Raw genomic sequence first — 12,942 nt, forward strand, 5'->3', positions numbered from 1 at the left:
TTTAGTTATGCCTCGCCCGTCCCTGTCCAGACGGGAGAGCGAGCGTGGACGGGCGAATGATTATTCGCCCATACAAGCAGGCAGGGAAAGATCAGCGATCGTCGCCTCTCTGGAAGCCCCTGCCGCCTGACGATTCGCCGCGTCCGCGTCCCTGTCCCGGTTCGGAATCCCGCACCGGTCGTGCGGGCTCAGCGGGCTCGGCCCGAGGCGCCGGCGTTACGGCCGGTGTCGGCGCGACCCTCGGCTTCTCGACCCGCGGCGTGACCGGCCGTACCGGTGTAGCCGGGACTGCCTTGACCGGCGGCTCGGCAGCCGGAGCGTGGGGCGCGCCCCCTCGTACTGCAGGAGCGGCTGGCGCGGATGGCGTTGCCGAGGTCCCGGCCGGAGGCTGCACGGCGGGGCGGTTTATCGGGCGGGGTTCCCTGCGCCGGTTCTCTCCCTTGCCAGGGCGTCCCGTCGGCTCACCGGTGACCGCCTGCGGCGGCTGCGTTCCGGTCTGGACCTGGGGCTCCTGCTTGGGCTGCCGGGGGCCGCGCTGCCGGCCCGGCTGCGCCTGCGGCTGGACCGATTCCACCTTGGGCTGTGTCGGCGTCGGCTGCCGCTGTGCCGCGGGTGGGGTCACACCCGGTTTGGTCGGCGTGGTCACGGGGGCAGGTACGCCCGGCGCGGGCGCCGCCTCACGCCGGTTCCACGGCTCGCTGCGCCGCTCGCCTCGCGGCGGCTGCTGTTCTAACTTGCCGGGGCGCTGCTGCTCAACTTTGCCGGGGCGCTGCTGCTCAACTTTGCCGGGCCTTGGCTGTTCGACCCTGCCCGGGCGCGGTTGCTCGACCCGCGGGCGCCGCGGATCTACCCGCACCGGCGGCATCTTCCCTTCGTCCCGATACCGCCTGCTCTCCACGCGCAGCTGTTCCCGGTATTTGCGTGTGTCGCGCTGCACCACCCGCTGATTGATCGTGATGGTCGCGGCGCGCTTGCTGACGTAGATGCCGCCGCGGTCGCGGACGTAGGGTCGCGATCGGGTGACCCATCCGTCTCCCCGCCAGCCGTGGTAGTAGACCCTGCGTTCGCGCCAGTTGCAGTCCCGGTTCAGCCAGGGGCCGATGGTGAAACCGACGCTGAAAGTGATGAAGGGGGTGCTGGGGTAGTAGCGTTCCACGTACACGACGGTCGGGTCGTATACCGGCACGTAGACGTACTGCGGACGCGCGGGGACGATGCGGATTACGTCACCCTCGAAGAAAACCTGCTGCTCTCTGGTGCTGAAAAGATTCCCCTCGTCGTAAGCGAAGCGGCGCAGTCTCTGGATGGCGTCCATCACGTCCTGGGGCTGCTCGATATAGGCCTGCCCCACCGAAGCGGTCCACTGGTACTCGCGGTCCATCATGTACAGCACCCGCGGGTAATGCGCCACCGCACGCACGCTGATGTCCCACGGTTGATAGTCGATGCGCGAGGTCTCCCCGTAGAGCCGGACGAAATTGGCGGCGTCGTGGATCTGGTCGACGAAGGTGGCCGCCGGCAGAATCTGGGCGATCAGGGGGTCCGGGTAGAGCGCGATCCGGGCCAGCAGGTCGTCCAGTTCCTCGGGGTAGAGCAGGTCGGCGTCGGCATAGCCGTCCTGGTCCGAGATCTGGTAGTAGCCGGGCTCCGATTGAGCTTGGACCGGCGAGGTAGTGACAGTAAGCGGGAATATTACTGCCAGTAACAGGATGATCAATAACCTTTTCATAGCTTTCTCCTAAGGCTTGGTGCTCTCTGCCCCACCGGTCCAGTCTAGCAGAAGCCGTCTGGCAAGGCAAAGCGGGCAGGGGCGCTCCAAGCCGTGTATCAACAGGCGGCACGCATCTCCATGATCTTCGCGTGCAGCCCCTCCATGTCGAAGGGTTTCTGGATGTAGTGCAGCTCCCGGTCCGCGCTCATGTCGCACTTGGCGATGATGTCGGAGGAGTAGCCGGTCATGAACAGCACCTTGGTTTCCGGACGCAGCCCCGCGATGCCCCGCGCCATTTCCAGGCCGTTCATTTCCGGCATGATCACGTCCGAGAGCACCAGGTCGATGTCGTGGGCCGGTTCTTCGCAGATGGAGAGAGCGACGTGGGGAGTCGCTGCCTGGATCACCCGGTAGCCGATCTTCTCGAGCATCTGGGTCGCCATGGCCCGCAGCATGTCGTCGTCCTCGACCACCAGCACGGTCCCGGTGCCCTGCAGGGTGCCGGTCGCCCTGTGCCCAGCGGGGAGCAGTTCTCCGGTCAGTTTCGGCAGGTAGATGCGGAAGGCGGTGCCGTGTCCCGGTTCGCTCTCCACGTCGACGAAGCCGCCGTTCTGGGTCACGATGCCGTAGACCGTGGCGAGCCCGAGGCCGGTGCCCCGTCCCACCTCCTTGGTGGTGAAAAAGGGCTCGAAGATCCGCTTCACCAGCTCCCGGTCCATCCCTGTGCCGGTATCGATGACGCTCAGGCAGGCATACGAGCCGGGCTTCGCGTCCAGGCGGTAATCGCAGAAGACGTCTTCGACCACCACGTTCTCCGTCTTTATGGTGAGCGCCCCGCCTTCGGGCATGGCATCCCGGGCGTTAACTGCGAGGTTCATCAGGATCTGGTCCACCTGCGAGGGGTCGATCTTCACGGTCCACAGCGCGGGTTCGGGGATGAAGCTTAAGCGGACCTCCTCGCCGATCAGCCTGCTCAAGGTCTTCTCCGTTTCCAGGCAGTGCTCGTTCAGGTTCACCGCTCTCGGCGAGATGATCTCCTTGCGGGAGAAGGCGAGCAGCTTGCGCACCATGTCGCGGGAGCGCTCGCCAGCCTTGATGATCTCCTGCAGGTAGATCCACAGCGACGTGGCTTCGGTCGTCTCGAGTTGGCCCAGTTGCGCGTAGCCGAGCATCACACTCAGCATGTTGTTGAAGTCGTGCGCCACGCCCCCGGCCAGCTGTCCTATCGACTCCATCTTCTGCGAGTGCCGGAACTGCGCCTCGATCTTTCTGTGCTCGGTGATGTCGATGCCGAAGCAGAGGGTGCCGATGTGCACTCCCTTCTCGATGATGGCGCTGTTGCGCCAGGAGATGGTGCGCATGGCTCCGGCCTTGGTCACTATCTGACCCTCGCAGGCGTCCATGCGCGGGTTGTCCGCGTGCATCTGCGGGCCGCCGCACATCTTGTAGAAGGCCTCAGCCCCCATCACCGTCTCGAACCAGTTCTGGCCGGCGAGTTCCTCCTGGCTGTAGCCGGTCACCTCCTCGGCGGTCCGATTGATCAGGGTCACTCTCCCCTTGAGGTCGAGCCCGAGGATCATGACACTGGCTGCCTGGATCAGGTTCTCGGTGTACTCCTTGGCGCTGCGGAGCGCTTCTACAGCCTGCCTGCGCTCGGTGATGTTCACTACGGACAGGACGGTGCCGGCGATGCGCCCCTCCTGGTAGACCGGGGTGGCGCCGCAGGCGATGGTGACCGTGCTGCCGTCCTTGCACATCAGGTCGGCTTCGAAGTTTACCAGGTCCTCGGCCCCGCTGGCCACCAGGTTCAACTGCTCGATCACCATGTCCTGTGACTCCGGGCAGACCAGCTCCGGGATGCCTCTGCCCTGAAGCTCCTCCGGGGTATAACCGCTGGTTTCGGTGCAGCGCCCGTTGAGCAGCCCGATGGTGCCGTCCAGGTTGAGCACGATGAGCGCGTTGGCGCTGCTCTCCATCACCTTTCTCAGGAAGTCGTAGGAGTCCTGCAGCTGACGGTTGGCGCGGTTTATGGCACGGAAGGGGAGCAGTATGAAGACGATGACGGCGATGCCGAGCCCGATCACCGCCACCACCAGGGTCTTCTTCAGGATGGGGCGCAGTGAGCGGCTGATCTCGACGCTGCCGATCACCCTGTCGCCGTAGCGGATCGGCTGTGAGCGTTCAACGACCGGGGCATCGGGGACGTTACCGCTGGCGGCCAGTTCGCTACCGACCGAGTCCAGGATGCGATGTTTTTCCTTGTGTGCGGGGGCGCCGTGATGGGAGAGCAGGGTGTCCAGCCGGTGCGCCTCGCTGTGCCACGAATCGGGGGCGAGGTCGCCCAGGCCGGAAATGATCCGGGCGTTTATCTCGGCTTCGGTTTCGAGGCTGCCGACGGCGTACTGGTAACTGATGGCGAAATAACCAAGGGGGAAAATGAGCGCTACGAAGAAGGCAAGCAGCACGGTGCAGTTGGCGGTGAAGTGGACTGTTTGCTTCTCAGAACCAGTCATGGCAAGCGCTCCTTGCGCAGCAACCAAATCAGGATCTCGTGCTCCGCGAACGGGTCGCGGCCAACTGTCTCTAATACCAGCTGCGCACATTAACATCATTTTAGGAGAAAGAGAAGTACATTGTACGCGATTCACCTAAAAACATTCATCGAGTAACTGTCTCGCTCTGTCTATGGTGCGGCGACTGTGAGGAGGGATGGACGCACTTGTCGAACAGGGTGTCACACCTACTATGAGATAGGGATCCGCCACGCGCATAGTGGCAGGTAGAGCCTATTCGGGTGCGCGATTATGTATACGCGATTGCGGCCGCGACACCGGCCATATGCGTTGACAGCATCCGGGGCTTCTTGTATATATTTTCGTGTTACTGAAATGAAAAACGTGCTACCGCACTCTGGACGGCACGGGAGGAAGATCATGCACATGGCGGACGCTCTGCTCTCGCCCACGGTAGGCGCGGCCATGTGGGCCGTCTCCGCGGGTGGCGTCGCTCTCTGCTCGGCGCGGCTGTGCCGGGAGCGGGACGACCGCCTGGCGCCGCTCATGGGGGTGCTCGGGGGCTTTCTCTTCGCCGCTCAGATGATCAATTTCTCCATCCCCGGCACCGGGTCCAGCGGTCACTTGACCGGCGGCCTGCTCCTCGCCATCCTGCTCGGCCCCAGCGCCGCCTTGCTCACCGTTGCTTCCGTCTTGATGATCCAGGCCTTTTTCTTCGCCGATGGCGGTCTGCTTGCCCTTGGTTGCAACATCTTCAATCTCGGCATCGTCCCGGCGCTCCTGGTATACCCGCTTTGCTACCGCAGGCTGATCGGAACCGCACCCGGGCGCCTGCGCGAGACGGTGGTGACCTTTGTCTCGGCGCTGCTCGCAATGCAGTTGGGTGCCCTCAGTGTGGTGCTGGAGACGGCCGCCTCGGGCATCTCCGCGCTCCCGCTGGACAAGTTCCTGCTGCTGATGCAGCCCATCCACCTTGCCATCGGCCTGGTCGAAGGGGCGGTCACTCTGGCCGTGGTCAGCTTCCTGCGCAAAGCCCGTCCCGAACTTCTCGCCAGGCAGAGCGGTCCGAGCGCCACCTCGACGCGGTTAACGCTTGCCGGCTGCCTGATCTGTGCCCTGCTGATTGCCGGCGGCCTGTCCCGCTTCGCCTCGGTAAAGCCGGACGGGCTCGAGTGGTCGGTAGCGAAGCTTACCGGAGCGACTTCCCTGCCGGAGCACCGCGCCGGTCTGCCTGCCCTGTTGACCGCGCTGCAGCATAAGACCGCGCGCTTCCCGGAGTACCAGATCGCACCTGCCGCCGCACCTGGTCAGGCACCCGCTGCGGCGAGCACCGCTCCCCAGGGGATGGCTGTCGCCGGTAAGGGAAGCGGGGTCGCCGGTGCCGTGGGCACCGTCATTACCGTCCTGCTGGTAGCGGGTGCAGCGCTCATCCTGCGCCGGTCCGGCCGGGCAGCGGTAGCCCCCGAGGCGTAGCGGTCACCGCGGGCTGCGGCCTGCGAGGATGGGAGCCTGATGGCATCGGTACACGGGGCATTGTTGGATTTGAAGCGGCTGGACTTGCTCGCCAGGGGAGGCACCTCCCTGCACCGGTTGGACCCCCGCGCCAAGGTGCTAGCCACCCTGGTTTTCATCGTCTGCGTGGTTTCCTTCGGCCCTTACCAGCTTTCCGCCCTGATCCCTTTTTTCATCTTCCCCGCCTGCCTGATCGCTGCCGGACGGCTTCCCGCCGGTTACCTGGCCGGAAAGGTCGCCCTGGTCGCCCCCTTCGCCGTCGCCGTCGGCATCTGCAACCCCTTTTTCGACCGCGGCATCCTGCTGCACCTGGGGCCGCTGGAGGTATCCGGGGGATGGGTCTCCTTCGCCTCCATCGTCGTCCGCACCGCGCTTACCGTCACTGCCGCGCTCACCCTCACCGCGCTGACCGGGTTCGCCCCTATCTGCCGCGCCCTGGTGCGCCTGGGCATGCCCAAGACCTTCGCCATGCAGCTCCTCTTCCTGTACCGTTACCTGTTCGTGCTCGCCGAGGAAGCCGGACGGGCCTCCAGGGCGCGTGAACTGCGCAGCTTCGGACGCAAGGGGAAGGGACTCGCGAGTTACGCCTCGCTTCTGGGGCACCTGCTGCTGCGCACCTGGCAGCGCGCCGAACGGATGCATATGGCGATGCTGGCCCGCGGTTACACGGGAACTTTCCTCGCCGCCGAGTGTGGGCGCTTCGGCGCGCGGGAACTCCTCTTCGTGCTCTTCTGGAGCGCGCTCTGCATCATAATGAGGTTGTACAACGGCGCCGAACTGCTTGGGTCGCTGGTAACGGGGTACCTGTCATGAGTCACCACATCCTGGAAATCGATCACCTGCGCCACGTCTATCCCGACGGCACTGAAGCCTTGCGCGAGGTGAGTTTCAGCGTCTGCCACGGCGAGTCGGTGGCCGTGATCGGTGCCAACGGCGCCGGGAAGTCCACGCTCCTGGCGCACCTGAACGGCCACCTGCTGCCTCATTCCGGCGAGGTGCGCATCGGCCACGTCCCTGTGTGCCGCACCAATCTTGACGAGGCGCGCCGCACCGTGGGCATGGTGTTCCAGGACCCGGATGACCAGCTCTTTATGCCGACCGTGTACGAGGACGTCGCCTTCGGGCCGTTGAACCTGGGTCTCTCCGGCCCCGAGTTGCAGAACTGCGTGGCAGGTGCCCTGCGCCGGGTCGATGCGGAGCACCTGGCGGGCAAGGCACCCTATCATCTCTCCGCCGGGGAGAAGAGAAGGGTGGCCATCGCCACGGTCCTCTCCATGTCTCCGGACATCCTGGTCATGGACGAGCCGACCAACGGGCTGGACCCGTACGCCCGCCGGCAGTTGATCGGGTTTCTGAAGGATTTCCACCACAGCAAGATCATCACCAGCCATGACCTGGACATGGTGCTGGAGGTCTGCGAACGGACCGTGGTGCTTTCGCAAGGGGTGGTGCGGGCCGACGGGCCCACGCTGGAGATTTTTCGCGACGAGGCGCTGCTCAGGGAGTGCCGGCTGGAAAAGCCGCTCTCTATGCAGGGGTGCCCCGTGTGCGGCACTTGAGGTGGAGGGGGACTGGCTCCGCCAGGTGCCTGTCCCCTGGTGCCTGGGGAAGGTGGCTGAGCTGAAAGGAGCGTTCCGCTAGAGGGACAAGCACCTAAAGGAGCCTGTCCCTTCTGGCGCCGGAGTGCGGCGCGCAAAGGGGCTGAGAAGGGAAGGGTGCAATAAAGAAAGCCCCGGATTGCTCCGGGGCTTTCATAAAGTTCTACGCTATGTGAGTTGGGCGATTAAGCCCTGCTGACGTTGGCTGCCTGGAGACCTTTCGGGCCCTTCACGATTTCGAAGGTCACGCTGTCACCCTCGGTGAGGGATTTGAAGCCGTCGCTGTTGATAGCGGAGAAGTGTACGAAGACATCCTCGCCGTTCTCCTGCTCAAGAAAGCCAAACCCCTTGCTGTCGTTAAACCATTTTACAGTACCGTTTACCATTTACTTACTTCTCCCATATTACTTCTTGTTGGTTTAATCCTCGGGTATTCGAGGACGCGTAACCATAGCATCTGGTTTTTCACGTGTCAACCGATTTTAAGTTAGATTTAAAGTTTTTTGCTTTAGTATACAAAATAGCTGCGTTGACACAGGCGGCGCGCTGTAGTAGCGTGCCGTGACCTGAGACTGACCGAAAACGGCAGGAACCGTAGCTGTGCCAGCGAGCTGCTGTCCAGGACTGATGCCGAAAACCGAGGTAGTAAGACATGAAGATCTGGATCGATGCCGACGCCTGCCCGAGGGTGATCAAAGAGATAGTGTTCCGCGCGTCCCAGCGCCTGAAGGTGCCGGTTTGCCTGGTCGCCAACACCGATCTGTCCCGGGCGCACACCCCCCTGGTCACCTCGGTCCGTGTTGCCGCCGGCTTCGACGTCGCCGACGACTATATCGCCGAAAACGCCGGTCCGAGCGACCTGGTCATCACCGCCGACATCCCGCTCGCCGCCCGCGTGGTCGAAAAGGGTGGCGTGGCGCTCGACCCGCGCGGCGAGCTCTACACGGAGGAGAACGTGAGCGAGCGCCTCACCATGCGCAACCTGATGCAGGACTTGCGCAATGACGGCATGCTGCTGGGAGGCCCGCCGCAGTTCAGCCTGTCCGACCGGCAGCGTTTCGCTTCCGGTTTGGACCGTCTCCTGACCCGCATGGTACGCGGCGATCGCCCATGATACTCACTGTCCCCCCCTGACCTTAACAGTTCCCTCTCACTCTGGGAGAGGGCTAGGGTGAGGGGCCTTACGGTCATATTCCAACTATCATCGCTTCCACTCCCCACTGTCACAGTCTTTCATTCCTCTTCAATCTACATTCCCCCCAGTGTGATAAAATCTTTTGTAACTCTGCCTCAGGTCGTGTTAATGTCGCCTCAAAAATGACAGCTTCTCAATAAAGCCTGAGACGTGCGACGCCTATGACTGCACACTATCAACAACGGTCTCCCGAGGAAGTGGAACTCGCGCAGAAGCATGCCGAGCTGGCCTCCCTGCGTGCCCGGCATGCCGAGGCTGCCGCCGTATTGCACCGGTTGCGCGAGGAGATCGCGGGTTTTGAGAGGAGCTACCAGCAGACGCTCGGGCGGCGCATGGCCGAGCTGGAGAGTTTGGAGGAGGAGATTGCCCGCCTCACCGGCAGTTACGTAGCGCCGGAAGACGATGCCGCCGAGGAGGAATCCTGCCGGCGGGACGAGGACGATCTCAGCGATGGGCAGACCTACCACCGCGGCACGGCTTTCCGCGGGGAGGGGCAGGCGCGGGGGCGGGTGTGGAAATCCGATCCCGGCGACATAAAGGCCCTCTACCGCGAGGTCGCCAAGGCCATTCATCCCGATCTGGCCGGGGAAGGCACCGGTTCGTTGCGGCATGAGCTGATGCTGAAGGCGAACAAAGCCTATGCCGAGGAGGACCATCGCACCCTGAGCGAGATCCTCAGGAACTGGCGCCGGCATTTCCCGGAACAGGCCGAGCAGAGCGACCTGAGGGCCGAACTGGCGCGGCTGAAAAAGCAGATAGCGGTCGAGATCGAGGCGATAAGGGAGATCAACGAGCAGGTCGAGCAGTTACGCGGCAGCTACGTGCACCGTTTCAAGCTGCGCGTCGATGAAAGCGCCGCGGAGGGGAGCGATCTCTTCGCCGACCTGGTGGCCGCAGCCGAGGTCAACATCGCGCGCGCCCAGCGGCGCCTGGCCGCCTTGCAGGGTGAAAAGTGGCGGGTACGCGCGCAGGGGGCAACCAAGCGCAGCCGGGTGGTTTCATTCCCGAACGACCTTCCCTGCGGAACGCTCTATCTTCGCGACCTTAACTCGACAAGCTTCAACTCCTGGAAGAAGGCAGGCCCCGCCATTGGTCCGGTTCAGGTGTACCTGGACCAGGCCCTGCGCCTGGACGTGAAAGAGGGGGCGAGTCGGAAGCTGAAGTCCCTGCAGGGGCTCAGCCCTGACGATTTGCAGGCGCTCTTTCTCTACGACGTCTGCGACGCCGACCTGGACCGCATCGTCCACCTCTCCGCGCTGGAAGAGCTCTACCTTTGTGGCCCGGAACTGACCGACGCCGCGTTGCTTAGCATCTCGGCCCTGGCCAACTTGAAACGGATCTACCTGTACCAGACCAGCATCTCCGATCGCGGCCTGGTTTACCTGCAGGGGATGCAGGGGTTGCAGGGGCTCACCAGCAGTGGCAACAGCATCACCGACGAGGGGCTCGCCGTGTTTCAGCAGGCGATCCCAGGGGTGAAGACGGTGAGTTTCAAATGGAAAAGGTGAGGTAGGGCAGGGGACCGTACACCTGATATAGGAAATGAGAAAAGCCCGGGGAGATTATCTTCCCGGGCTTTTTGTTGAAAAAGCGTGTTACGCAAAGCACCCAAAGCAGGCGCAAAGAACGCGATGAAGGCTTTTGGGTTTAAACATTAAGCGCCTCTCTTTGCGGCCATCGCGGATACTCAGCGTTCTTTGCGTAACTGCTTCTAGAGAAACCGCGCCATATCGGCGATGAGATCGTCCGGGTCCTCGAGCCCCACCGAGAGACGCACCAGGGTGTCCTTGATGCCGCGCGCCTCACGCTCCGCCGGCGGCATGGCGGCATGCGACATCTTGGCGGGGTAGGAGAGGATGCTCTCGACGCCGCCGAGACTGACGGCGAACGCCGCCAGCTTGACCCCTTCCAGCAGGCGCTTGGTGGTGTCGTAGCTGTCAAGTTCGAAGGAGAGCACTCCACCCGGTCCGCTCGCCTGGCGCTGGTGTATTTCATACCCGGGATGGTCGGGAAGGCCGGGGTAGTAGACCCGCCGCACCGCTTTTTGATCAACAAGCCAAGCCACTATCTTCCGGGCACTTGCCTGATGTTCCTCCATGCGGACCTTGAGGGTTTTTAGTCCGCGCAACACCAGCCAGCAGTCCTGCGGGCCGAGCACCGCGCCAAACGCGTTCTGGATGAAACGCAGCCGCTGCCCCAACTCCGCGTCCTTGGCGACGGCGAAGCCGCAGATCACGTCGGAATGGCCGTTCAGGAACTTGGTGCCGCTATGGACCACGATGTCGCAGCCTAGCTCCAAGGGGCGCTGCAGGTACGGGGTCATGAAGGTGTTGTCCACGATGGTGAGGATGCCGTGTTCCTTGGCCAGCGCTACGGCGGCCGCGAGATCGGTGATCTTGATCAGCGGGTTGGACGGTGTCTCCAGGTAGAGCGCCCTGGTCTCGGGGCGGATGGCGGCGGCTATGGCGGCGTTGTCGGTCGCGTCGACGAAGGTCGCCTCCAGCCCCCACCCCTTGAACAGGGTGGTGAGGAGCCGGAAGGTGCCGCCGTAGACATCCTCGCACACCACCAGGTGATCGCCCGGCCTGAACAGGAGCAGGGTCGAAGCGGTAGCCGCGATCCCCGAGGCGAAGGCGAGGCCCACGGCCCCCTTTTCCAGTCCGGCCACCGCCTCTTCAAGCGCCTCGCGCGTCGGGTTGCCGGAACGAGCGTAGTCGTAGCGGCCGAAATGGTCGATGGAGCGTTGCGCGAAGGTCGAGGAGAGGTAGATCGGGTGGCTGACTGAGCCGTGCTCAGCGTCGATCGGGTCGAGACCGTGGATCAGTTCGGTGGCGAATTTCATGCGTGTTCTCCTTCAAATGCCTGCGCCAGGTCGGCGATCAGGTCGTCTTTGTCTTCGATTCCCACCGACAGGCGCAGCAGCAGGTGGTTGATGCCCAACCGCTGCAGTTTCTCGGGCTCGATGTCGGCATGGGTCTGCACCTGGGGGAACGTGATCAGGCTCTCGACCCCGCCTAGGCTCTCGGCGAAGGAGATGAGCTGCGTCTTCATCAGGAGCTGGTTCACCAGCGCCGGTTCGGTCACCTCGAAGGCGATCATGGCGCCATAGCCCCCGCACTGGTTCTGCATCAGCTCGTGCCCCGGATGGTGGGCGAGCCCCGGGTAATAGACCCGGGCCACCTGCGGGTGCCGGGTAAGCCATTGTGCCAGCGCCAGTGCGTTCTCCTGCTGCCGGTCCATGCGGATGCCGAGCGTCTTGATGCCGCGGATGGTGAGCCACGAATCCTGCGGCCCGAGCACGGCGCCGGCCCCGTTCTGGTGGAAGTAGACCTTTTCCGCGAGGGCCGCGTCTTTCACCGCCACGAGCCCGCAGACTACGTCGTTGTGCCCTGCCAGGTACTTGCTTCCGGAGTAGACGGTGATGTCGGCACCGAGGTCGAGGCAGCGCAACAGGTACGGCGTGAGGAAGGTGTTGTCGACGATGCAGAGCATGTCGTTGGCCTTGCACAGATCCGCAAGTTGGCGCACGTTGGCAACCTTCAAGAGCGGGTTGGTGAGCGATTCCACGAACAGGGCGCGGGTGTTGGGGCGGATCGCCTGGCGGACCAGTTCCACGTCGCTGGTGTCGACATAGCTGAAGCTCAGGCCGAACTGCTGGAACAGCTTCTCGAACAGCCGGTAGCTCCCGCCGTAGAGGTCCTCGGTCACGACCAAGTGGTCACCCTGCTTGAACAGGAACATGAGGCTGGTGATGGCGGCCATGCCGGAGGCGTAGGCGAACCCGCGGCTGGCGCCCTCAAGCTTGGCCATCCCTTCTTCGAGGGCCTGCCGGGTCGGGTTGCCCGAGCGGCTGTAATCGTATCCGGTACTCTGGCCGAGGCCTGGGTGGCGGAAGGTGGCGGTCTGGTAGATGGGGACGGTGACAGCGCCGGTCCGGCTCTCGCGCTCAAGGCCAATCTGTGCTGCAGTTGTTGCGATGTTCATCGTAGCCTCCAAATGAAAAAGTCCCCCTCCGGGGTCGGAAGGGGACTTATCTATGGCTCGTCCGCACTTCCTTATCTTTCGGAATGTTTCCATTCCGCTGGATTTGGCACCTTCCCCACATGGGGAGGTTGCCGCGATGTCATTGGGCCAGTCCCTCGATCGCTCTAGATAAGTAATGCTATTCGGTTGTAAAGGGTGCTGCTTTAATCAGGCTATTTATAAATACTGAGGCACTGCACTTTTGTCAACGGTAAAACTCTAGTTCTTGACTAAAATAAAAGTTATTTTCTGTAAATCTTTTCCCTACCGCGCCGCTGGTGTAGCCCGGTCTTCCGACCTGCATCGCTCCGTAGCGGATGCTGGTCTGTGATAAACGGGACCATGTCTTCTATATCTGGTGGGGCTGCGTTCTTCTTCTTTCTTACATAG

Annotated in this window: 10 protein-coding genes and 1 riboswitch; of the genes, 5 read left to right on the plus strand and 5 right to left on the minus strand. The window is 63.1% G+C overall.

Features of this window, described 5'->3' with window-relative positions:
- Positions 1–91 precede the first annotated feature (91 nt).
- On the minus strand, positions 92–1,729 hold the full coding sequence (locus JFN90_RS09080) for a DUF3300 domain-containing protein (protein WP_199394794.1): 1,638 nt from the start codon (positions 1,727–1,729) through the stop codon (positions 92–94).
- Between the two features lie 98 nt (positions 1,730–1,827).
- Complete coding sequence (locus JFN90_RS09085) at positions 1,828–4,224, minus strand: PAS domain-containing hybrid sensor histidine kinase/response regulator (protein ID WP_199394795.1); 2,397 nt, start codon at positions 4,222–4,224, stop codon at positions 1,828–1,830.
- A gap of 420 nt (positions 4,225–4,644) precedes the next feature.
- On the opposite strand from JFN90_RS09085, the gene JFN90_RS09090 reads away from it, so the two are divergent.
- The 3 genes from JFN90_RS09090 to JFN90_RS09100 are packed head-to-tail and all read left to right on the plus strand — an operon-like array spanning position 4,645 to position 7,295.
- A complete protein-coding gene (locus tag JFN90_RS09090) occupies positions 4,645–5,697 on the plus strand; it encodes an energy-coupling factor ABC transporter permease (RefSeq protein ID WP_199394796.1) in 1,053 nt (350 codons plus the stop codon).
- 39 nt (positions 5,698–5,736) lie between these two features.
- Complete coding sequence (gene cbiQ / locus JFN90_RS09095) at positions 5,737–6,549, plus strand: cobalt ECF transporter T component CbiQ (protein ID WP_199394797.1); 813 nt, start codon at positions 5,737–5,739, stop codon at positions 6,547–6,549.
- Positions 6,546–7,295, plus strand: coding sequence for an energy-coupling factor ABC transporter ATP-binding protein (locus JFN90_RS09100; RefSeq protein WP_199394798.1), 750 nt, complete (start codon positions 6,546–6,548; stop codon positions 7,293–7,295). The genes cbiQ and JFN90_RS09100 overlap by 4 nt, the downstream gene beginning before the upstream one ends.
- A 224-nt stretch (positions 7,296–7,519) precedes the next feature.
- Here the strand turns inward: JFN90_RS09100 and JFN90_RS09105 are convergent, their stop codons facing one another.
- The gene (locus tag JFN90_RS09105; protein ID WP_015720323.1) at positions 7,520–7,720 is read right to left on the minus strand and encodes a cold-shock protein; all 201 of its coding nucleotides are present in this window, start codon (positions 7,718–7,720) and stop codon (positions 7,520–7,522) included.
- 266 nt (positions 7,721–7,986) lie between these two features.
- On the opposite strand from JFN90_RS09105, the gene JFN90_RS09110 reads away from it, so the two are divergent.
- Positions 7,987–8,448 carry a YaiI/YqxD family protein gene (locus JFN90_RS09110; RefSeq protein ID WP_199394799.1) on the plus strand — a complete coding sequence of 154 codons (462 nt, stop codon included), beginning with the start codon at positions 7,987–7,989 and terminating at the stop codon, positions 8,446–8,448.
- A 242-nt stretch (positions 8,449–8,690) separates the two neighbouring features.
- Positions 8,691–10,037: a coiled-coil domain-containing protein gene (locus JFN90_RS09115; protein WP_199394800.1), complete on the plus strand. Its 1,347-nt coding sequence runs from the start codon at positions 8,691–8,693 to the stop codon at positions 10,035–10,037.
- A 203-nt stretch (positions 10,038–10,240) separates the two neighbouring features.
- Here JFN90_RS09115 and JFN90_RS09120 read toward each other — a convergent pair whose 3' ends face one another.
- Positions 10,241–11,371 (minus strand): trans-sulfuration enzyme family protein, encoded by a 1,131-nt coding sequence (locus JFN90_RS09120; protein WP_199394801.1) that lies wholly within the window; start codon positions 11,369–11,371, stop codon positions 10,241–10,243.
- Entirely contained in the window at positions 11,368–12,513 is a 1,146-nt protein-coding gene (locus tag JFN90_RS09125; RefSeq protein ID WP_199394802.1) for a trans-sulfuration enzyme family protein, read from the minus strand. Before JFN90_RS09125 ends, JFN90_RS09120 begins: the two co-directional genes overlap by 4 nt.
- Positions 12,514–12,581: 68 nt before the next feature.
- Positions 12,582–12,688, minus strand: a riboswitch (SAM riboswitch).
- Between the last annotated feature and the right edge of the window lie 254 nt (positions 12,689–12,942).

The organism is Geomonas propionica (assembly GCF_016458235.1).
GTDB classification, from domain to species: domain Bacteria; phylum Desulfobacterota; class Desulfuromonadia; order Geobacterales; family Geobacteraceae; genus Geomonas; species Geomonas propionica.